This is a genomic window from Streptococcus suis (assembly GCF_019794555.1).
In the GTDB taxonomy this organism is placed as follows: domain Bacteria; phylum Bacillota; class Bacilli; order Lactobacillales; family Streptococcaceae; genus Streptococcus; species Streptococcus suis_AB.
Genome location: NZ_JAIMEP010000009.1, coordinates 24,076 through 46,551, shown reverse-complemented (window position 1 = coordinate 46,551; position 22,476 = coordinate 24,076). Strand labels below are relative to the sequence as shown.

The following is a 22,476-nucleotide window of genomic DNA, read 5'->3' as shown; positions in this document are numbered from 1 at the left end:
AATCTCCTACTCTCTATCCAATACCTTTCATAATGAAGGCTTACCCTTCAAATTGACCTCTACCACTTCAATTCTTTCCCCACCAAGCAATATCAAATGGCAGTCTACACGATTTATCTTGTAGGCTTTTTTCAATGCCTCGGCATAGAGTTGCATTTGAGCTTGGTAACGTTGGCTGAGTTGGCTTGGCTGGTCATATTTGTCTGTCTTGTAATCAAAGAGGACAATATGATCATCATATAGTAGGTAGCCATCTATAATCCCACGAAGGACAAATTGTTCCTGTGATACAGGATCAGTCTGCAAACTTGCAAACGGAGCTTCTCGGTGGAGTTTGTCCGTATTGGCTAGAATTTCTCTTCCTAAGTCTGTATCGAAGAAATCCAAAATCATCTGAACATTGATTTTATCTTTAACCGCTTGCTCAGCATGAACAGTTTCTAGAGCTTCTCTTACCGTATCTTCTGTCACCAACCAAGACAGATCCAAACGTTGCATAAGTTCATGGACTGCCGAACCGACTTGGGCTCCAGTGATTTTTGGTTTCTTGGAGAAATCTGGCAAGTTGAAGGTCCGTTTGGGCTGGTATTTTTCCATAACTTCCATGCCTTCTTGTTCCAAGACAGGCTCATAGAGTTTCTTGATTTGACTTGGAGTCCGTAAACTTGGTAATTCAATGGCAGCCTTATAGCGCTCGTTCAACTCTTGGACAGAAGACAACTGGTCCAAGGCCTGGGCGATGTCTTCTGATTGACGAATATCTTTAAGGCTGGCGTCTTCTAGCTTATTCTTCAATTTCAGTTTACCAATCTTCTCCTCTGTCAAATCCTCGTCCGTTACAAAGACTTTCTTGAAGTGCAAGTCTTCTCCTGAGAAGGCCTCATCAATGGCTAGTATCCAATCTTGGAAGGTCGCTATACTTTCACGAGTTGATTGGGCAAGTACGCCATCTTCCTTCTTACCATCGTATTTTTCAGCTAACTTGTCAGCATTGCCCTTTCCAACCAGATACAGCTTCTTCTCGGCACGCGTTAGTGCAACGTAAAGCAACCGCATTTGTTCTGAAAGATTGGCAATTTTTAGCTCTTGGAGATTATTTTGATAAGGAAGGGTGTTCATTAAGACTCGCACCTGAGGCAATGGGCTATTTACCTTATCTTTCATATCCGCTAAATATTGGATACCTAGACCATTTTTCCGGCTGATGATGACTGATTGGTAATGGTCTTCCAAGTTAAATCGCTTATCGATGTTCATGAGGAAGACATATTTGAACTCCAGACCTTTTGACTTATGAATGGTCATCAGCTGAACAGCATTTTGCGGTAGAAACTCTTGTACATCTGCCAAATCCTTATCATTTGCTAAGGCACGGTCAATCATGGCGATGAAGCGGGACAAGCCCTTGTAACCTGTTTTTTCAAACTGGTTGGCACGCAGACCTAGTGCATAGAGATTAGCTTGACGCTTGCTGCCATTTGGAAGAGCACCGACATAGTCATAGTAGAATTTTTCATTGAAAATCTTCCATATCAAATCATAGATAGAATGCAGTTTGGCATAGGCACGCCAGTTTTCTAAGATAGACAAGAAATCCTTAATTTTCTTCTTCAACTCTCCTGACATAAGTTCAGGATGTTGCCCATTTGTTTGATGGGCTATTTCCATTTTCTGGTAAAAGAAACCTGTCCCAGCCTGCAAGGAAATCCGTGTCAGTTCATCTTCATCGAATCGGAACATAGGTGATTTAAGCAGGGCAACCAAGGCATAGTCATTGAGTGGATTATTGATAACCCGCAAGGTATCCAGCATAATCATGACTTCCAAAGATTGCAGATAGGAGGCTGCTCCGCCATCTGCCACAATAGGAATCCCATGTTTTTCAAAAATGGACATAATGAGGTCATTGTGCGTCCGTTTTTGCACCAAGAGAGTGATGTCCTTGAAGTCTGCTCCTTCTTCATTGTGAAGACGAATAATCTCTTTTGCAACGACCTCAATTTCACCGGCAGTCAGAGGTGTTTCCTCCTCAGCATCTGTTGAAGAGTTTGCGCTATCCTGCTGGTCATAAATCAAGTATTCCATCTCATGCTTGGGCTGGGCAATTTTTTGACCAGGACTACCAGCCACTAGACTGTGGGTGTCGTCATACTTGATTTCCCCTACTTGACGGTCCATCAGGCGCGTGAAAATAGCATTTGTTGCCTCCAAAACCTCAATCTGACTACGGAAGTTTTCCTTAAGCAAAATCAATTTCCCAGCCTGAGAATTTGCCTGATACAGTTCAAATTTCTCTTGGAAAATCATCGGATCCGCCTGACGGAATCGATAGATGGACTGCTTAATATCGCCCACCATAAAGCGGTTGTGACCGTTAGACAGCAGGTCCAGCATTCGCTCTTGGCTATGGTTGTTATCCTGGTACTCGTCCACCATGACTTCGTGGTATTTTTCTTGGAAAAACTGGCGGATGTCCGCATTTTCTTCTAAAATACGAATAGCGAAATGCCCGATATCGCCAAATTCAAAGGCTGCTTCCTTGATTTTGACATCCAGATAAGCCTGCGAAAAATCCAAGACAAAGTCACGTAATAATATCAGCATTGGCAAAGCTTGAACCTGATAATCTTTCAGCAGGGTCAATTCATAAACTTCCTGACCCAAATCTCGTAGTCCTGAGATAATCTGGCTCTTGCCAGCATTGTATTCTTCTTTAAAGGCTATCAAATGCTCATCTTTTGGTCGATTGGCATTGGTCAGGCCCTTGCCTCTGGACTGGTCATTGATGAGAAGGATTCTTTCAACCCGCTCCATCAAGTCCTTCTGGTCCAGGCTATCTAAACCTGTCAGCAAATCCAAAACTTCTTCCACATTTGCAAAATACTTAGCGGAACCAAAGTCATTTCTGCCCCATTCCACATGGTAGCGGAAGAAATCTGCAGCTTGATAGAGCTTGTCTAACACTTTTTCCTTAAAGCCATGCTCTAAGATCTGCTCAATACGCTCTTGACTGTACAAATCAGCTTGAACAGCCTGCTCTTTCAGCCATTTAGTTGGACTGCTGGTCGATTGACTAAAATCATGCACCTGATAAACAACCTGACGGAAACCACTATTATCCTTACGGTTGCCCGAAAAATTGCGAACCAGTTTGCGGAATGCACCATTTTCATCCTGTTCAAGATAATCTGCAAAGAGCTGGTCAAAAACCTCTTTTTTCAGACTCGCTTTTTCTGTCTCATCTTGTAAAATCCGAAACTGCGGAGAAATACCAAGGCTATAACCGTAAGTCGTTACCAATTTCTGCGTAAAGGAGTCCATGGTCCCAATATCCGCCTTAGTCAAATCCGCCAACTGGGCCGACAAATGCCGTCGCAATTCCATATCGGTCGTCTCCGCAATGGTTTCATTGAGATTTTTCTCGATCCGCTCCTTCAACTCACCAGCCGCCTTGACTGTAAAGGTCGAGATAAAGAGCTGGTCAATCCCGACGCCACGCTTCAACTTATCCAAAATCCGTTGAACCATGACGAAGGTCTTTCCTGACCCAGCCGATGCAGAGACCAGAACATTCTGACCGTGCGTATAGATAGCTTCAATCTGCTCAGGTGTGCGTTTTTGTTGCTTATCAGAATTGGCTTCCGCCAGCTGCACAGCCTTGATTTCTTCCGCGCTTAAAAATTCTTCAAAAGCCATTAGTCCTGACCTCCTTTCATTCGTTCCATCCAATCTTGACGCTTGGCCTCTTTGACCAACCGCCGTGCCATGCCCATGTGCCGATCCGCCTCAAAACCAGTGATTGCCTTCAGCTGCTCACCTGCCACCGAACGCCCATCTTTGGTATAAGGGTTAATAGCAAAGCGACCAGCCAGAATGTCCATGGCAGCTTGTTTGTATAGTTCTTGGTTGTGGTTCAATAAAACCGCAAACTCATCTTTCGTGTAGAGTTGGTTACGAGTCTGATAAAAATGATTGAGCCCCAGACTTTCCTCCTTCAAGAAAAGCCCCTTGTAAACCAAGCTAGTATTGGCAGCTCCTTCTAGCTGTTCTAAATTCTTCGTGTCTTTTAATTTGATAATCGGATCCTGCAAATGCAAATACATAGCTCCAAAAACAGGTTTATCCTTGGTTTCATCCAGCTCTTGTAAAGCTGCCAAGTAGGTTACCAACTGAGGTTTTAGACCATTGTAAAAATCCCCAACTGAAAAAGATTGGTCACTGGACTTGTAATCCACAACACCTACAGCCTGATTGATTTGTAAGGTATCCAAGCGATCAATGGTACCATTTACATGCACACTCTTGCCATTTTGAAGGTCAAAAACCAGCGCCTTATCCTGACGAAAACTCTTTTCCTGACCATCAATTTCAACCAAATCATTATCCCGCAAAATAGTCGCACTGGAGCGAGCAATCTTATCCAGCACCTCCTCCGTATAGCGAGCATCCGCATCTTGGTTATAAAACATAGCAAATTCTGCCTCGTCACGTGTACGCAGGATGGCCTTGTCCACTTTTTGATCAAAATCTAGTTCAGATTGGTCCATGACCACTCGTTCAAAAATCCGATGCAAGAAGAGCCCGTGTTGAAAGGCCGTCGGATGGATGGATTCCTGTTCCCGCAAGCGAAGCACATTGCGTACAAAGTAAAGATATTGGTTATTGTAGAAATTGGTCAAGCTGGATGCTGAAAGATTGAGTGGCTTATCCTCTGGATATAAAGCAGCCAAGGTATCAGCTGCAAGCTGTTTAGAAGCAATATCACCAGTAATGGTCGGAATTTCAATGCCTTGCGACTCCAATTTCTTCTTCAAATGGCGAACCAAGACTGTCCAGAAGGCCCTCTGTCCTTCCCACTCCTCTGTTTCAAGGCTTGGTCTTTCCGACTCAATCAAACGGGATAAGAGACTCTTGTAGTGACCGATATCTTGCGGACTAAGTGTTTTAATCCGACCACGTTCTTCGGATTTCAGCCCCATTTTTTGGAGAATCTTGATATAAGGGGAGAGACTATCTTCACCTTCGTTATAAATCTGAGGAGTAGAAATAACTAATTGATCCGTCGCAGCATTAAGCAGAGACATCATGGCAGCATGGTTCTTCTTGATATTCTCTCGGCTGACCAAATCGAAACGTGAGGAACTAGCCGAGACAAGATTGACTTTTTCCATCTCTTCTTCTGTCAATAGACTGGTATTCTGAGCAACTTTTGGAAAATTAGACTGGCCCATCCCGATAGCATAAACATACTTTGCAGTGTGCGGCTCGATCAAATCATAGGATTTAACATTGACCACATCAACCGTTGCAGGAACGGTACGATAGTGACTGGCCTGCATACCAGCCTGTAAAATAGCCAGAAAATCATCCATTTTTAATTTTTCTTTTCCGAAAATCTGATAAAAATTCTCTAGAATATGGGTAAAACTTTTCCAGACCTGCTCTTCTTTTTCTTGCTCTACTTCACTCAAATTTCGAGACATTTTATCCATATTTTTAGGAAGCTCAATTGCCTCCAAAAAGGCCATGAATTTTTCAAGCAAACTGGCACCTGATTGGGGACCTGCCTTAAACAGCTGGTTCAAAGGCTCCATAATCTTAGCACGTAGAGGTTCCAAGACATTCAAATCATAGACAAGCCTTTTCTCCTTGATGATTTCAGCATCATAGTCTGCTCTGCCATTGACCGAAAAAGCCCTCGAAAAAGCAGCCTGCCCCTTCATATCCGCAAAGAGGATGTAAGACTCAAATAGGTCCAGCTCCTTTTGTGAAATGCTGGCGTACAAACCAGATTTGAGGAGATTGAGCAGGTCTTCCGCACGGAAACGATAGCGACGTAAGCGTTCCAAGGACTCCACAAAGTGGACCAACGGATGATGACTCATCTCCTCTGCCTTGCCAAAATAGTAAGGAATATCATACTTGTCAAAAATCTTGCCAATCTGCAACTTATAGCTATCTACATCACCCAAAAGCAACAAGATGTCTTTATAGCGAGCACCTTGATGCACATGCTGACGAATTGCAGTTGCAACTTGCTCCACCTCTTCTTTTTGGTTAACAACCTCCCAGAGTTGGATTTTTTCTTGGTCTGCTGGAGTCAAGTCAAGCATGGTCCCGCTGTAGTCATAATAGGCTTCCATATTCTTTGAAAATTTACCGATACTGTCCAAGACTGGCTCTTGACCAATATAAGTAGCCTTAGTCTGGAACTGCGCTGATAACTGACGTAAAAAGTCAACGTTAGCTTGATAAACATTCCCTTCCGCATAGGCGGCTTGCACAGCTTTCTTGCTGGCATATACACCAATCAGGATTTCCGACACCCGTTCATTTAAAGCACTTACTAGAGCTTCTTCTTCTGCCGAAAAACGAGAAAATCCGTCTACCACCAGCACGATGTTTTTCAACTGCTCATCCAACTGACCAGTTTCCACCAAGCTAGTCAGCTGTGTTAACTTAGACTGATGCTCAAAGCCTTCTTTGGACAAAATGTCAGTTACAGCCAGAAAAATCTTTACCAAATCAGCCTGTTTATCTGGTGACTCCATGGCTTCCAAGTCCAGAATAGACATATTTGCCCGTTGCAATTCTTTGTATAAAGCAACTAGCTGGTTAATAAAACCAAAATCTGTCTGTAAACGACAATAGACTTTCAAGTCGCCATCTTCAAATTGCGATAGAACACGAAAGAAAATCATAGCAAGACCAACATCATCCAGCGGTTGACCTGCTTTTTTCCTATCAATCATCAAATAGCGGGCCAATTGCCCAAAACGGGTCACGATAATATCAAAAGTTGCCTGTTCAGGCAGGTATTCCAAGACCTTGCGCTCCATCTCAAAGGATAGAGAGTTTGGAGCAATATAAAAAACTCGCTTACCTTCTTTAGCAAATTCTGCTGCGGTATCCGTTAAATACTGCGTCAGAGGATTGCGAATATCTGTATAGACTAATTTCATATCAAATTCTCATTCTTTCGTTGAATATACTATGTCTAGTATATCAAAATTCAAACAAAAAAAATGGTCCAATGGACCATTTTTTCAGAAAGGTAAAACCTTCTAACTACTCTTTTCTTGCTCTTTAGCTAAACGCTCGCGTTCCAATCGTAGCTTGCGATTGGGATTAAGCTTGTTAAAGAGTTCTTCTAATTTTTCAGCATTCCAAACATCGGCTGCCGAAACAAAATTCCCATTTTTATCCTTGAAGGATATCGGCTTATCACCCATAAAGACCTCCAATTTTTTATTACTTATTCATAATTAACCGTCACTAACGGAACAAAATTAGTAAGGTAGCTAGCCAAATTCCCCTAGGACTTGGCGTAGTTTGACTAACAAGTTAACTACCAGTCAAACTGCTTACCTCGCTTTCGAATTTTCTGGCTCGAGCTACTGTGGTCGCTTTCATATTTCAAGGCGACCAGCTGAAACAGTTCCCCAAACTGTTTCACTCCACTGGACAAGTTACGACATGGAGCACAGGCAGTCGATACTACTGCCTGTGCGGAATTAGTAAGGTTGGTAGGCAGTCCGCCATAGCGGCTACCGTACTACATCAAGTCCATTAGATCTTAGATGTGATTCCAACGTTACGACATGGAGCGCAGGCAGTCGATACTACTGCCTGTGCGGAATTAGTAAGGTTGGTAGGTAGTCCGCCATAGCGGCTACCGTACTACATCAAGTCCTTTAGGATTTAGATGCGATTCCAAAGTTACGACACGGAGCCCAAATGGTCGATACTACCATTTGGGTGAAGTTAGTAAGGTAGCTAGCCAAGGTCCCCTAGGACTTGGCGTAGTTTGACTAGCAAGTTAACTTGCAGTCAAACTGCTACGTTAATCCACAAACTCAAATTCAAATTTGCCAATACGGACGATATCCCCATCCTTGGCTCCACGCGCTCGAAGAGCTTCATCGACACCCATGCCACGTAACTGGCGAGCAAATTTCATGACTGACTCATCGCGATCGAAGTTCGTCATGGTAAAGAGTTTTTCCAGCTTGTCACCAGATAGTATCCAACTTGCATCATCTGCACGACTGATTTCAAATTCTGGTTCATCAGGATGAAAGCCATAATATGCTTCTTCCTCTTGAAAGTCAGCTTCATCATAGAGCAAGAACTCTGGTGTTTTTTCAAGTAATTCTGCTGTTGCTTCTAGTAGATTTTCCAAACCTTGGTGAGCAATACCAGAAATTGGGAAAATCTGTGGCAATTCTTCAAACTCATCATAGTTGGCAGCTAATTTTTTCTTGAACTCTTCCAGATGTTCCTCTGCCTCTGGCATGTCCATCTTATTGGCAACAATAATTTGAGGGCGCTCCATTAAACGAAGATTATAAGTTTCCAACTCATTGTTGATGGCCACATAGTCATCATAAGGATCACGACCTTCACTAGCGGACATATCCAAAACATGCAAGATAACACGTGTCCGCTCGATGTGACGCAGGAATTGCGTTCCCAATCCAACACCTTGACTAGCACCTTCGATCAAACCAGGTAAATCTGCCACTGCAAATGACTCGCCAGATTTGGTCCGAACCATTCCCAAATTTGGCACAATGGTTGTAAAATGGTAGGCACCAATTTTAGGTTTAGCTGCTGTAATCACACTTAGGAGAGTTGACTTCCCGACAGATGGAAAACCAACTAGACCAACATCAGCAAGAACTTTTAATTCTAATTCAAGATTGCGCTCCTCACCTGGTTCTCCATTTTCAGAAATCTCAGGCGCTGGATTCTTAGGTGTCGCAAAACGAATATTTCCACGACCACCACGACCACCGTGGGCAATAACAAATTCCTGCCCATTCTCAACCAAGTCTGTAATAATTTTTCCTGTATCAGCATCACGCACAGTTGTTCCTTGCGGTACACGAACAATTAAATCTTCCGCACCACGACCATGCATGCCCTTGGTCATTCCCTTTTCGCCATCGTCAGCCTTAAAGCGACGGTTGTAACGGAAATCCATTAGGGTACGCAAGCCTTCATCTACAACAAAGACAACATTCCCACCATGACCTCCATCACCGCCCCAAGGACCGCCATTTGGTACATACTTTTCACGACGGAAAGCAACCATCCCATCGCCTCCCTTACCTGCCTTGACCTTAATCTTAGCAGTATCTAAAAACATACTCATAATTAACCTATTCTTTCCTAGAAAAAAACGCTTAATAGCGTTTTATATCCTGTATTCACAAACAAAGTGCTAATAAATAAGAAACCATTTTTAAGGAATCAATGCCGTTTTTTTTTAAGAAATACTGACAATATCTTGAAAAAACTAACCTTGAGTAGCTTAAAAACTAGCCTTAGATAAAAGAGCTGAACTGTGAATACAGTTTCTTAATTCATCAATGCATTGATTGCTGGTAAAATCAAGCCTGCTAATGTCACGACTACCATCACGACAACAATTACTAAAGTAACTTTTTCAAATGTTGATTTCTTGTGTTTTTCTTCACCAAAAGCCATTGCTTTCTCCTTATTCAGTCATTGATAGTTTATTCTAACACATTATGGGAATGTTTTCAATTCTCATCCTTTGAAGAAAGGCTTTCTTTGACTTTCTCCGCCACCTTATAGGGAACACCTACATCTGCAATTTCTTGGACACTTGCCAATTGGATTTTTCCAATTGATTTGAAGTGTTTCATCAATGCCTGCTTTCGTTTTGGTCCCAAGCCATCAATACCATCCAATTTGGATGAGAAAGAATTTTTAGACCGGACCTGACGATGAAACTCAATGGCAAAGCGGTGAACCTCATCCTGAATCCGATGCAGGAGGAAAAATTCCTGTGAATTACGAGGCAACTCAACTACTTCCAACGGATTTCCAAAGAGCAATTCATGGGTTTGGTGCTTGTCATTCTTCTGCAAACCTGCAATGGGAATGGACATACCCAACTCCTGCTCGATGACCTGCTTGGCAATGTTAACCTGCCCCTGACCACCGTCAATGATAATCAAATCAGGCGGTGTCAAACCGTCCCGCAGTACCCGACTGTATCGCCGCTGCAAAACTTCTCGCATGGAAGCATAGTCATCCGGTCCCTCCACCGTCTTAATCTTATACTTGCGGTATTCCTTTTTATTAGGCACCCCATTTTCAAAGACCACCATGGCCGATACAGGACTGGTCCCCATGATGTTGGAGTTATCGAAAGCCTCAATCCGCACAGGCGTCGGAATCCCCAAAAGCTGACCGATATTTTCTACAGCACCGTACGTCTTCTCCAGATTTTTCTCCAAAAGATTAAACTTCTGCTCCAGACTAACACGCGCATTCTTGGTTGCCAAATTGATGAGTTGCTTCTTCTCGCCACGCTGAGGCTTGATGACCTTAGTATCTACCAGAGCTTCTACGGCTTCTTGGTCAATATCCTGCGGTATCAAGACCTCAGAGGGAATCAAATGTTGCTGGTCCCTGTAAAACTGACCAATGTAGGTCAAAAAGTCTTCGTCCGCATCATTATAATATGGAAAAAGATTGACATTCCGCTCAATCAGTTTCCCCTGACGAACAAAGAAAACCTGTACACACATCCAGCCCTTGTCCACGTAGTAGCCAAAGACATCGCGGTTTTGCAAGTCATGAGCCATCACACGTTGCTTGGTCCGTAGGGTTGAAATAGATTGAAGAATATCACGATATTCCGCAGCTCTTTCAAATTCAAGATTGGCTGCAGCAACTTTCATTTTTTCTTGCACCTGTCTAACAATCTTATCATCATGTCCTGTTAAGAATTGAGCAACTTCCTTACTCATCTTATCATAATCAGAAAGACTAGGCATCTTGTCCCCGTGGGCCAAACATTGGCCCAAGTGATAATACATACAGTACTTGTTCTCAGGCAATTTGCACTTGCGGAAAGGATACAGACGCTCCAATAGTTTGAGGGTCTGGTTGGCCGCACCCACATCTGGATAGGGACCAAAATACTGACCACCATCCTTCTTAATCTGCCGTGTAATGAGCAGCCGTGGATGACGTTCCTTGGTAATTTTGATAAAGGGATAGGACTTGTCATCCTTGAGCATGATGTTATAGCGAGGCTTGTTTTCCTGAATCAGATTGATTTCTAGTAAGAGCGCCTCGATATTGGAATCTGTTACGATAAATTCAAAATCGGCAATTTCAGATACTAAAGCTTCAGTCTTGGTATCATGGGCGCCACGAAAATAAGACCGCACCCGATTACGCAGGTTTTTGGCCTTACCAACATAAATAATCTTTCCGTACTTGTTTTTATGGAGATAACAACCAGGACTATCTGGAAGCAACTCTAACTTATGTTTAATGATTTCGTTCATAGATTAATTATATCAGAATCAGAAATAGTAAGTCTATTTTTGATCATCAAACTGATTCATTCTCAAATTCTTTAAAACAGCTTCATGGTCACTACCTATAAAAAAACAATTGATTTTGTATTAATAAAGTAGTATAATAACATTAAAAATATAAATATGTTATTCTTTTACACTTCCAAAATGGCTTTACGATACATTGGTTTAATATTCAATGACTAAAAGAAATGCCATTTAAAAGTTTGTAGAATAGGCAAGCCTTGGGAAATATGAGGAGGAAAATATGATACAATTTGACCACGTTACAAAAGCTTATGGCGAAACCCTTGCACTTGACGATCTTAATTTAAGGATTGAAAGTGGAGAGATATTCGGTTTGATTGGACACAATGGTGCTGGAAAAACAACAACGATCAGTCTATTAACCTCTATTATTGAAGCGACTGAGGGTCTCGTCTTAGTCGATCAGTTAAATTTAGCTGAACACCGCAATGCCATTAAAAAACGTATCGCTTACGTTCCAGACTCTCCAGATATCTTTCTCCACCTAACTGCATACGAGTATTGGAATTTTATGGGTAAAGTCTACGAGGTCCCTCAGAATTTGATTGATGAACGAATCGGCAAATTAGGACAACTGTTCGATATGACAACTCGTCAGCACGAAACCATTGACAGCTTTTCTCATGGTATGCGGCAAAAGACAATTATCATTGGCGCGCTTATTTCCAATCCTGATATTTGGATATTGGACGAACCATTAACTGGACTGGATCCACAGGCTTCCTTTGATTTGAAACAGATGATGAAAGAACATGCAGCTGCTGGCAATACCGTCTTATTCTCAACACATGTTTTGTCTGTTGCAGAACAATTATGTGACCGTATCGGTATTTTACGAAAAGGCCGCTTGATTTTTCTTGGAAGTCTTGACGAATTGAAATCACAATATCCAGATAAAGATTTAGAAACAATTTATCTGGAATTAGCAGGACGCCAACAAGATAAGGCAGGTGAGGAAGTATGAAGAAGTCCATCATCTGGGAATTGATTAAAATTAATATTTTATATTCCAACCCACAACTGCTGGCCTCTGTCAAAAAGAAACAGAATAAAAAGAAAAATGCATCATTTTCAGCCTATAAAAGTATCCTACGGCAACAAATCTTTATGATGATCATGTTCGCCTTTATTTACACTATTTTCTTTTTAGGCGTAGATTATTCAGAATCAGTCGGATTTTTCTCACTCCAACTTTCTATCTTTGCCATTATGTCGATTGTCTATGGATTCACTGGATTTTTCTCAGTGTTCTACGACAGTAAGGATACAAAATTGTACCTCGCTTTACCACTGCGTTCACAGGACGTATTCATCGCAAAAGTCTTGTCTGCACAAGGCATGGTTCTACCTTTCCTCATGCCCTGTCTTTCTCTTTTATCAATTACCTATTGGCAAATTGGAGGAGCTCCTGCACTCATTGCTGTTCTACCATCATTTATCGTATTGTGGCTGTTCATAAACATTATCAACTTGGTCCTTTTGCATTTTATCGGTCAAGTATTGCGTAAAAGTTCACAAAAAACCATGATTTCAACAATCCTGATGACAGTGTCTACGCTCATTGCGATTGGTGCAATGCTGTTTCTTCAATCTCAACAAGTTGTTTCTTTAGAATCTAATGGGTTTGTCAACTTTCCAATAATTCCAATTTTTGTAGGATTTCATTACATCGTCAGCCAACCTTTATCACTAGGAACTGCCATCAACTTCCTACTACCGCTCGCAATCACACTTGGCTTAGTATACTATATCGTAAAAGAGATAATGCCTCACTATTTCGATCAGTTATTAGAAATTGATGCGGTTTCTGGACAAACCCGCAAGAAAAAACCTGCAAAACTACCAAGTAATTTACAAAAAGCCTTGGTAAAACACCATCTATCTACATTGAAAGATAGCAACTTGTTGGTTCAAAGTTTTGTCCAGCCTGTTGTGATTGGTTTTGCTTTGTATCCTAGTGTCTCACGATTTGCTAATGACGGAGGATTGAGTACACTATCACCTGATTATTTTGGCATTGCTATGTTAATCGGTATCCTATTAGGAAGTATGTTTGCCGGTGCAACAACATTTTTAGGAGTTGCAATGTCCCTAGAGAAGGAAAATTATCATTTTATCCGTACATTACCTCTCTCCTTTAAACAATTTACTATTCAAAAATTTAAAGTCATCGCATTTGTACAATTCCTACTTCCAACTATTTTATACTTCACCTTAGCCTTTGTGCTATTTAAAGTTCACCTTCTTTTATCCATTTTCTTTACAATAGGGCTTCTACTTTCTGCCCTATTGGTTGGCCAGATTTACTATTGGCGCGATCAACGACTATTAGTTCTCAATTGGCAAAACAGCAATCAATTATTTGGCCGTGGAAGTGGGCAATGGCTGATAGCTGGAAGCATCCTCTTGACCATGATGGTTGGTGCTATCTTAGTCACTATCAGCATCATTGTCGCAAATGCCTATAATGCTGTTTATGTTAGTGCAGCTCTACTAACCCTTATTTTGGTTGCAGCAACCTTACTCCAAGTATTTCTTCACAAGGCATATTGGAGCAAACTACCGCAATAAGAAAGACAAAATAGATTATAAAAACGACACAGCATGTTCAGACTGTGTCGTTTTGAATTGTTATTATTCTTGTTCTGCGTAGTATTCCTGACCATAATTTGCAACTTCAGCATTCACTTGCCATGAAATACCAAATTTATCCGTTACATTGCCATAGGCTGGTGACCATGGAACTGCTTGAAGTTCCATATTAATGGCTTTCGCATCTACTGATAATTTGTCATAGAAATTCTTAGCAGTTTCTGCGTCATCGGTAATCAAGGCAACAGTGATGTTATCGCCTACTGAATAAGGCATTTCTGGGTTGTTGTCTGACAACATGAAACGTTGACCATTCGGTAAACGGAATTGTGCATTCATAACAAAATTTTCCAATTCTGCTGGGCAATCTGGCAAGAAATCTTTGAATAAATTCACTCGTTCGATAGATGCACCGAGCGCCTCTTTGTAAAACTCAATAGCTTCCAAACCATTACCGTTTGTTACCAAATATACTTCCATTGCTTTAAGCATGATGGACCTCCAACTGTTTGATGATTCATTATAACACGAGTGAATCATACGGACAAATCTTTGGTCTCGGTCTTAAATTTTTATTTTGATAAGCTTATTCTTGGTAATCGCCACCAGGAACACCATAATATTCTTCTAAGGTTAAACCAGATTGATAAATTTCCGTTGCTTCTTGACCAATGTAGCGAACATGCCACGTTTCTGCAATATAGCCAGTACTACTTTCCTTTCCTGGTTGATAGCGTACTATAAATCCGTACAAATGCGCGTTTTCTGCTAGCCATTTTGAAGCTGTCGGTTCTTCTAACAAATTACCTGCAGAATCCAACAAATCAAATGCTAAACCAGTTTGGTGCTCACTATAGCCTGGTCGAGCAGAATAAGTGTCTGCTGCAGCCTGTCCTTCTTGATTTACATAGGATTGGTAGAGTGTAGCCTGGGTTTCATAAGACCGGAAGCCACTGTAATTATTTGAAACATCAAATCCTTTCGCTTGCATGTCTGCAACTAATTGCTGAAAAGCAGCAAGAGCTTCTGGATTTTCCCCTGGTGCATAGTCTTTCGCAAGAGGGTGTTTCTTATTGGCAATAACTACTTCACCATATTTCCCTTGAACACTATAATAAGAACCATTGAAGGTTGCCTTTGTGGATGTTCCTGTTTCCGAACTACTAGAAGAGGATTCAATCGTTTCTTCTCCCGTTGAAGAGCTCTGAGCAGAGCTACTAGTTGTCTGAGTTTGAGACTCAGTAATTTCAGTTGATGTTGAGGAGCTTACTTTAGTAGAATTACTCTGCTGGCTACAACCAGCTAATACTAAACAACACACCATTCCGAACATGTATTTTTTCATTTTTTTATCACACTTCTTTCATTCATTGCTTACATTGTAACAAAAATAGGAAATAAATTCTAATATTTATCATAGTCGATTGCTTTTATCAATTGAAGCTGAACAGTCATTTTTAGCTTTGTAGCTTTCAGTGACTTCATTGACAGACTCAACCTGTTTTTGAGCATCTGCTTCTGCTATTGAAATTTGTTGGTTAGTTTCTGCTACAGAGCTTGTGTTACCTAAAATAAATTAGGTTGTTTTCAACCATAGAAACACCCTCAGCCTTGGCCTCTTCAACTGCTTGTGTTACCGTATCATACGGTACGGTGACAGCAACCGCTCCGTTAGATTGTCCAGTTGACCCTAAACTTTCAGTTTGTTCAGAAACATGGGTTGGTTGTGCTTCTGGTAAATTCGTGGCTGGATTCTCCGTTCGTTGGATGGTGGTGTCAACTGATGATGTGACTTCATCAGCATGTGCAACCGTTCCTCCCCAAGCAACAACAGCGGTCACCATGGTTCCAAGGGCAACGACCATGGTTCCAAGGGCAACGGAACATAGAGTGCGATATTTTTTACTCTTGCGAAAGACGTGTTTCTCGCCTTTTTCCTGATTGACAAGAAAGTGATGATTACATGTTTTGGTCATAATGTGTCCTTCTTTTCTTTTTTATGTAGCAACAAACTGTTACTCTTTATTAGATACGAGGGCGTTAAGCGAGCACGACAAAAATAGAAGTTTTGACGATGAACTTTCCGTTCTAGGAGAAACTCTCTTTTTTGTACAGCTCGTAGCCCAAGTTCAATACCATCATAAAAAAGAAGGCTTGATTTTGTTATCACAATACATTAAGGGAAAAGAAAATGTTGCTTTTACACTACAAATGTTGTAAAATTGTAGTGTAAAAGCAACATAAGAAGGAGTAAACATGTCTAAAAAAGAGATTCTACTTGAATTTATAGAAACCCACAATGGCATTATCACCTATAAAGATTGTAAAGCTCTAAAGATTCCAACAATATATTTGACAAGACTAGAAAAAGAAGGGATTGTTTACCGCGTCAAAAAAGGAATTTTCCTAACCCAGTATGGAGACTACGACGAATACTACTTCTTTCAGTACCGTTATCCCAAGGCTGTTTTCTCTTATATCTCAGCGCTTTACCTACAACAATTTACAGATGAAATTCCTCAATATTTTGACGTAACCATTCCTAGAGGCTACCGTTTTAATACTCCTCCAGCAAATCTGAACATTCATTCCGTTTCTAAGGAATATAGTGAACTAGGAATTACTCTTGTAAAAACCCCTATGGGAAACGAGGTCAGAGTGTATGATTTCGAACGTATTATCTGTGATTTTGTGATTCATCGAGAAAAAATAGACACTGAGCTTTTTGTCAAAACACTTCAACATTACGGAAACTATCCTAAAAAAAATCTTACAAAACTCTATGAATATGCGACAAAAATGAACATCTTGGACAAGGTCAAACAAACTCTGGAGGTCCTAGTATGAATAAAGCTAAGTTAACAGCACTCTGTCATAAAATATCAAAGAATACTGGATTAACCTTTAATTCCGTGATGACCTATTACTTTCTAGAAGTGATTTTAAAAAAATTAAGTCAAAGTACCTATTCAAATCACTATATCTTCAAAGGGGGGTTCCTGCTGTCAAATGTTATTGGAGTTGAATCTCGTAGCACGGTTGATATTGATTTTTTGTTCCATCAAATAACACTCTCAGAAGAAACTGTGAAGCAGCAACGCAAGGAAATTTTAGCAGATTCCGAAGAAGGTATATCTTTTGTGATTCAATCAATCACTGCTATTAAAGAAAGTGATGACTATGGTGGCTATCGAGCAACCATTTTGTGCCAACTTGAGAATATTAAACAAGTCATCCATTTGGATATTGCGACAGGTGATGTTGTAACTCCTCAGCCGATTACATACGACTATAAAGCTATTTTTGATGAAGACAATTTTCCAATTATTGCTTATACAATTGAAACAATTCTAGCTGAGAAACTTTAAACCATCTATTCACGCAACTTCTTGAACAGTAGAAGCAAAGATTTTTACGATGTCTATATTCTTTCAAAACTGAAGAAAGAAGCCATTGACTTCATTCAGTTGAAAAATGCCTGTCAGAGAACATTTTCATATCGCGTAACAGAACTCGATTTTGCAAAGATTATTGAACTACTCGAGAGATTCAAATCTGACCCTACTCAGAATAAACAATGGCAAAATTATTCGAAAAAATATAGTTATACAAAGGGGATTTCACTTGCAGATGTACTTGATGAGATGATTCATCTCATAACAGTTCTCATTTCTATAAATTCTGATTAATCGTGACAAAAAATAAAAAAGATATGCTAACATTTATTCATTTTGTTAGCATATCCTTTTTTATTTCGTCGTATAGGCAAAACTCAAGCTACTATCCACTCCTGATAATTTACGGAAGGTGTAGTTGGGATTGCCATTGTGATTGGTTTCGGAGATAAGGTATGAGCCATTTGGACAGAATTTGCGATTATTGGCCGTTCATCAAACAATAGTGCGTTCATATACACCTCTTACATCATTATTCAAAAAGAAAAGCAACCTGAATATTCTAATTATTTCAAAGATATAGTATTTTGAAATCAGACTACGTTGAACCCTGTTGGAGTTTGATTTTGGATATACAAAATTGAATTTATTAATCGCTCACTTTAGTAACTAATACTCATTTAAAATCCAACGGATATTCTTTCCAACAAAAAACCGCTACTCCGAAGAATAGCGGTTTAATAATGTTTTTAGGCTACTTGAGTAGTTACTCTATTATTTAAGAGTAACAGTTACACAATGCCTATAAACGCTGATATAATCAGGTTTGTCTTTCTCTTATTTAGTTTAGTGGGGTTTTGGTGGGGTTTGATGATACTCCAAACTTATGTAGTGCTTGGGTTATCTCTCTTCCACCACTAGCTTTTTGACTTTCATACAGATGAGAATAGGTATTCAATGTAGTTGCCTTGTCAACTCGTCCGGAACGTTTAGAAACATACAGAACATCTTTTCCCAGTACGTTTATCAAAAAACTGTCGTGAGAATGTCGCAACCCTTTTCCAGTGATTACTTCTACTCCTGCTTTTTTTGCATGCCTTTTGAGAATACGGCTCAAAGTACATTTACTTAATGGTTTTCCAAATCGTGCTAGAACGTAATCATCATCATTGTTTTCTACCTGTACGATTCTCCATTGTTGTAGTACTTCTACCGTTTCATCATCAAGCTCAATCCATCTAAGCCCTGCCTCTGTTTTGGTCTGATTTTTCCGTGTGAAAATGCCATTTCCCTCATACTCAAGTGTACTTTGAACATGAAGCAACTTTCTTTCAAAATCAATATCAGACCAAATCAAACTTAATCCCTCAGATACTCTAAGTCCAGTAAAGAAATATAGCCAAATTGCAGTAAATCTATGTCGTGCCTCGTAGTCCGATAGGTCAAAGGTTGCAATAACTTTTCTAAAGTCATCCAGTGTCCAAAATTTTGTATCTGGTCGTGAACCCTTAGGGTTATCAAGCGATTTACAAGGAAACTCATCTATAATTTGAAGGCGTTCAGCATAGCCCAGACATTGCTTAAATCGAATCCAAACACCTTTAGCATAGTTAGGGGAGTATTTATCAATCAGATAGATTCTAAATTGCTCGCACTCTCTAATCGTTATAGATGATAATTTCTTGTGACCAAAAATTTCTACAAACATTTTATGATGAGTAAGTGCCGTCTTATAGGTAACCGCTTGAACTGTTTGCCTATAATAAGGTAGATAAATTTCTTCCATATATTCAGCAAAGGTCATGTAATCTCCGTTCCTATTTTGGGAGATTTGAAACTCTGCTCTTACTCGGCACAATTCATTATAAGCCTGTTTTTCACTCCTGAATGGATTTCCAAACTGGTCTTTATAGCTTTTCTTTCGTTGTCGCTTACCAGTTAAGTCATTTGCTTTAAACTCTGTTTGATAATAAATTTTGCCTTGTTTATCTCGCGATACTCCACGATATTTTTTAGTTGCCATTCTTTAAGTTCCTTTCTTTATCAAAAGGTAACTCAAAGCCTAGTAATTCTTCTACGATATAAGTAGGGGCAAGGTCAAGTCTTGAATTGTCAAAGAGCGATTTTCTTAATTCTAGCACATTATCCAAAGAATTGCTAGTTTCTTCAAACTTTGCCACTGCAATCGATTTAGCTTGATGAATGATATTCCTTGCTGTATGCTTTGGAAAACCAAGCTCCATTAATCGTTTATGATTTATTGTCCTTGTCAAGATTTATTCCCTCCTTGCATATCTTCTTGAATCCAGATATTTAGCAAAGAAATAGGTTTTATCCATTATCAAGTTAAGCAGTTGAGGATTTTCAGTTCTCGCATACCTAACCAGATTATTAAACTCAGTGAAATTGTGTTCTTCGATAATATCAATTATCAGAGATAAAAATTTATCATGGTTATTGCTAGTGAGAAATTTGTCTAATTCAAATCCGCAACCCGATTCAATATCATTTATATCATAGAGTGTTTTATCTGGATTCTCCGCATGAATAAAATAATCATACATGCCTTTAGGGGACATGATAATTTCAACATGATTAGGAGTTTTCAGGTGTTTAGTCAACAATTCAGAGACTTGCGAATAACTCTTGAGAGATTCAAAGAATAGAGCTCCATGTTTGTGAGCTTTTTTGATTTCTCCTGTTTCCTTGTTCACGTCTCTATCGTGCCACGGACTCAAAACAAAGGGAATATGCAACTCTTCAAGAACTTCTAAATAGTTATCAGGTGCACTTTCTTGATAGAGTAGAAATGCCCATTTATTCGAGCGTTTATCTTTTGTCATATACTTCCTTTCATGATTATTGATTATTGGTGTAATGGGGGTCGTAGTAACCCCATTACACATGTTAAAAACAGTTATAAGAAAGAGTGGTGCTTTTGGCTTTCACTTCGTGAGCCAAGCACCACCCTTTCCCTTACCGTTTAGTACCTGTGAACCAGAGCTTGCTTTTCTCCCGATTTGGGGCAGAGAAATAATACTTGGGATTTCGGCTCGAAATTTCTTCCTTGATATGTTCTTCCATTTCTCGCAAGAGTTTTTGTGCCTGTTGCGTTTTAGGGACTTTTAGAAAGACAGAAACAGAATCCTTTCGGACATCCACCGTGCACTTAGAAACAACCCGATTGAAACTTCTTAGGATAGGATTAAAGCGAGTGACCGTTTGATTTTCTATTGTCATAACAGGTTCAGAATGTTCTTCCTGTCTAAGAAATTGTCTCAATCGTAAGGTTTGATAAACAGACTTAAAGTAGTTCCATATTGAGTCCTTCATAATTCGCTGACAGAGTTCAGTCAAGATTAGAATAATGGCAATCAGAATAAGCAAATATGCTATTGAATGAATACATTGTTCTACCACTTGTAACATTGTTTGAATATCTACAAAGACTGATTGAGAATTCAAGAAAGAACTTGTCTTGATTTGTTTGCCTAGTAAATGAAATCCATAACTTAGTAAGAAGGTAACAAAACCAAAGAAAAGTAAATTCAGGTTAAGGTTAAACGTTTTTTGGAAGAAACTTCTTTTCATTTTATAAAATGCCTTTCTTAGTGTAGTAGGTTGGACAAAGTAAAGGTAATACTTGATATGGGTGTTCATGATCAATAATTTGAATTAAGCCAGTACCTTTACCAATTGGGATAACAATGCCTTCAGGGTCTAAGTCAGGAAAGAGAAACTGAGTCGTTTTCTTGTTGATATTTCCAATCTGAATCAAGACATTTAACTGTTCTCTGACCGAAATCGGAATAGTGTTATGGTCAAATCTTTGCGAAACCAGCAATAAGTGGATTTTAGTGGCTCTTCCCAGTAAGGCAATTTGAGAAAGTAGTGAGAAAAAGGATTCTTTGATAACTTTGTTCACTCCTTCTGAAAGTGCCAGAACTTCATCGATGACAATGGTTAGATGGTCAAATTCGTGGTCAGGATTTTCATAGAGAATTTCTTGGCGTTGTTGAATAAGCTCTAAGCACGAACTTAGATTCTCATTGATTTCCGATACAAAATCAGACTTAGAGCGATTCTTTTGAGGGTGAATCACTGCAATACCATTTTCTCTTGCCCATCTGCTTGGGGTATCATATTTAGGGTCAACGATTATCAGTTCTGAAATCCCTTTTAAGAGACTCAGAAAGTAGGTCAGAGCATAAGATTTACCTGATCCTGAATTTCCTGCAATGGCAATATGATTGACCTTGTTAAAATCAAGAGATAGATTTTTCATGATAGGAATCAGAGTTTCCTTTTGAGAGCTTGCGAAATCTTCCAAGTCAGAAATGACTAAGCGTTCAGATACGCCTTCTTTCCATGGGAAAAATAGCCCACGTTGAACATGAATATCTTCTGTATCAAGTGCCATGAAATAGGCAGAATTTTGTTTCAATAGTGTGTAACGAGGGAAGAGTGAAGCATTGGCGATTAGGAATATTTTTTGATAGAGTTCATCATCAATAATATATCCCGCTGGTAAGCGGGGAAGAAAGAGAAATCCTTCTTCCATAATTTTGCAGTCAAAACTATTGGTATAACTGGTTTCCCCCTTTATAAAAGTTCCAAGCCCCATATTAAGACTTTGTAAAAGATACTGTGACAATTCCTTCTTGGTCATTATTTAACCTCTCTGACTCTGATATTATCAGCTTTGAAATACACATTGAAGCCGACTTCGCAGGCTTGAAGATTGTCAAACTGCACCATTGCCATATAGGGTGGCAATGTGACTTCATTTTCAAACTTCACCATGAAAGGTGGAAGCCCTTTTTGAGAGAACCAGCCCTTATAAGCGATAATCTCACCAGTAGGTTGATTGTCTTCAAACTTAATTTGTGGTTCAAGTTCTACACTCATGCAATAAATTGCTTGTTTAGGGTCGATATACTCATTTGCGGTATTGACTGAATAGCCACTTTTACGATTGCGTGTTTTCATGTTTGATTTTCTCCCATACTTAGTATTAGGAATCAGCAACTTCCTAACAAAGCGAATCAAAAGATTTGCAACTCTTTTGATTGGTCACCATCAAAGCCTTGCTGTGC

17 protein-coding genes and 3 pseudogenes are annotated in these 22,476 nt (G+C 39.8%); 4 read left to right on the top strand and 16 right to left on the bottom strand.

Going from position 1 to position 22,476, the window contains the following annotated elements:
* Nucleotides 1-27 precede the first annotated feature (27 nt).
* The 6 genes from addA to uvrC form a co-directional block, all read right to left on the bottom strand.
* Nucleotides 28-3,696, bottom strand: a complete 3,669-nt coding sequence (addA, locus tag K6V48_RS05580) for a helicase-exonuclease AddAB subunit AddA (RefSeq protein ID WP_222368440.1) — start codon at nucleotides 3,694-3,696, stop codon at nucleotides 28-30.
* Entirely contained in the window at nucleotides 3,696-6,962 is a 3,267-nt protein-coding gene (rexB, locus tag K6V48_RS05575) for an ATP-dependent nuclease subunit B (RefSeq protein WP_222368437.1), read from the bottom strand. Before rexB ends, addA begins: the two co-directional genes overlap by 1 nt.
* A 102-nt stretch (nucleotides 6,963-7,064) precedes the next feature.
* Nucleotides 7,065-7,232 carry a hypothetical protein gene (locus K6V48_RS05570; protein ID WP_024392259.1) on the bottom strand — a complete coding sequence of 56 codons (168 nt, stop codon included), beginning with the start codon at nucleotides 7,230-7,232 and terminating at the stop codon, nucleotides 7,065-7,067.
* Nucleotides 7,233-7,843: 611 nt separating this feature from the next.
* Nucleotides 7,844-9,157 carry a GTPase ObgE gene (gene obgE, locus K6V48_RS05565; RefSeq protein ID WP_032535930.1) on the bottom strand — a complete coding sequence of 438 codons (1,314 nt, stop codon included), beginning with the start codon at nucleotides 9,155-9,157 and terminating at the stop codon, nucleotides 7,844-7,846.
* Nucleotides 9,158-9,363: 206 nt separating this feature from the next.
* On the bottom strand, nucleotides 9,364-9,492 hold the full coding sequence (locus tag K6V48_RS05560; RefSeq protein WP_024388852.1) for a DUF4044 domain-containing protein: 129 nt from the start codon (nucleotides 9,490-9,492) through the stop codon (nucleotides 9,364-9,366).
* A gap of 56 nt (nucleotides 9,493-9,548) precedes the next feature.
* Nucleotides 9,549-11,333: an excinuclease ABC subunit UvrC gene (uvrC, locus tag K6V48_RS05555; protein WP_222368434.1), complete on the bottom strand. Its 1,785-nt coding sequence runs from the start codon at nucleotides 11,331-11,333 to the stop codon at nucleotides 9,549-9,551.
* Between the two features lie 280 nt (nucleotides 11,334-11,613).
* Between uvrC and K6V48_RS05550 the strand changes: the two genes are divergently transcribed.
* Nucleotides 11,614-12,357 (top strand): ABC transporter ATP-binding protein, encoded by a 744-nt coding sequence (locus K6V48_RS05550; RefSeq protein WP_024392262.1) that lies wholly within the window; start codon nucleotides 11,614-11,616, stop codon nucleotides 12,355-12,357.
* A complete protein-coding gene (locus K6V48_RS05545) occupies nucleotides 12,354-13,964 on the top strand; it encodes a permease (RefSeq protein WP_160863554.1) in 1,611 nt (536 codons plus the stop codon). Before K6V48_RS05550 ends, K6V48_RS05545 begins: the two co-directional genes overlap by 4 nt.
* A 63-nt stretch (nucleotides 13,965-14,027) precedes the next feature.
* Here K6V48_RS05545 and K6V48_RS05540 read toward each other — a convergent pair whose 3' ends face one another.
* The 3 genes and pseudogenes from K6V48_RS05540 to K6V48_RS05530 all read right to left on the bottom strand — a co-directional run.
* Nucleotides 14,028-14,477 (bottom strand): VOC family protein, encoded by a 450-nt coding sequence (locus tag K6V48_RS05540; RefSeq protein WP_172018025.1) that lies wholly within the window; start codon nucleotides 14,475-14,477, stop codon nucleotides 14,028-14,030.
* Nucleotides 14,478-14,571: 94 nt separating this feature from the next.
* Complete coding sequence (ldcB, locus tag K6V48_RS05535; RefSeq protein WP_222368432.1) at nucleotides 14,572-15,330, bottom strand: LD-carboxypeptidase LdcB/DacB; 759 nt, start codon at nucleotides 15,328-15,330, stop codon at nucleotides 14,572-14,574.
* A gap of 114 nt (nucleotides 15,331-15,444) precedes the next feature.
* Nucleotides 15,445-15,961 (bottom strand): annotated as a pseudogene (locus K6V48_RS05530) (putative cross-wall-targeting lipoprotein signal domain-containing protein); the annotation flags it as partial.
* Nucleotides 15,962-16,241: 280 nt separating this feature from the next.
* Here K6V48_RS05530 and K6V48_RS05525 point away from each other — a divergent pair.
* Both K6V48_RS05525 and K6V48_RS05520 read left to right on the top strand, forming a co-directional pair.
* A complete protein-coding gene (locus K6V48_RS05525) occupies nucleotides 16,242-16,832 on the top strand; it encodes a type IV toxin-antitoxin system AbiEi family antitoxin domain-containing protein (protein WP_222368430.1) in 591 nt (196 codons plus the stop codon).
* Nucleotides 16,829-17,674 (top strand): annotated as a pseudogene (locus K6V48_RS05520) (nucleotidyl transferase AbiEii/AbiGii toxin family protein). The gene K6V48_RS05525 and the pseudogene K6V48_RS05520 overlap by 4 nt, the downstream one beginning before the upstream one ends.
* Before the next feature lie 60 nt (nucleotides 17,675-17,734).
* On the opposite strand, the pseudogene K6V48_RS05515 reads toward K6V48_RS05520, so the two are convergent.
* From K6V48_RS05515 to K6V48_RS05485, 7 genes and pseudogenes are all read right to left on the bottom strand, one after another.
* Nucleotides 17,735-17,857: pseudogene (locus tag K6V48_RS05515) on the bottom strand (CHAP domain-containing protein); the annotation flags it as partial.
* A gap of 364 nt (nucleotides 17,858-18,221) precedes the next feature.
* Nucleotides 18,222-19,403: a tyrosine-type recombinase/integrase gene (locus tag K6V48_RS05510; protein ID WP_222368426.1), complete on the bottom strand. Its 1,182-nt coding sequence runs from the start codon at nucleotides 19,401-19,403 to the stop codon at nucleotides 18,222-18,224.
* Nucleotides 19,393-19,653 (bottom strand): DUF3173 family protein, encoded by a 261-nt coding sequence (locus tag K6V48_RS05505; protein ID WP_222368425.1) that lies wholly within the window; start codon nucleotides 19,651-19,653, stop codon nucleotides 19,393-19,395. Before K6V48_RS05505 ends, K6V48_RS05510 begins: the two co-directional genes overlap by 11 nt.
* Before the next feature lie 3 nt (nucleotides 19,654-19,656).
* Nucleotides 19,657-20,223, bottom strand: coding sequence for a replication protein (locus K6V48_RS05500; protein WP_172085859.1), 567 nt, complete (start codon nucleotides 20,221-20,223; stop codon nucleotides 19,657-19,659).
* Nucleotides 20,224-20,356: 133 nt separating this feature from the next.
* Nucleotides 20,357-20,971 (bottom strand): hypothetical protein, encoded by a 615-nt coding sequence (locus K6V48_RS05495; RefSeq protein WP_222368424.1) that lies wholly within the window; start codon nucleotides 20,969-20,971, stop codon nucleotides 20,357-20,359.
* 1 nt (nucleotide 20,972) lies between these two features.
* Nucleotides 20,973-22,049, bottom strand: coding sequence for an ATP-binding cassette domain-containing protein (locus K6V48_RS05490; protein ID WP_222368423.1), 1,077 nt, complete (start codon nucleotides 22,047-22,049; stop codon nucleotides 20,973-20,975).
* On the bottom strand, nucleotides 22,049-22,369 hold the full coding sequence (locus K6V48_RS05485) for a hypothetical protein (RefSeq protein ID WP_172085856.1): 321 nt from the start codon (nucleotides 22,367-22,369) through the stop codon (nucleotides 22,049-22,051). Before K6V48_RS05485 ends, K6V48_RS05490 begins: the two co-directional genes overlap by 1 nt.
* Nucleotides 22,370-22,476 lie beyond the last annotated feature (107 nt).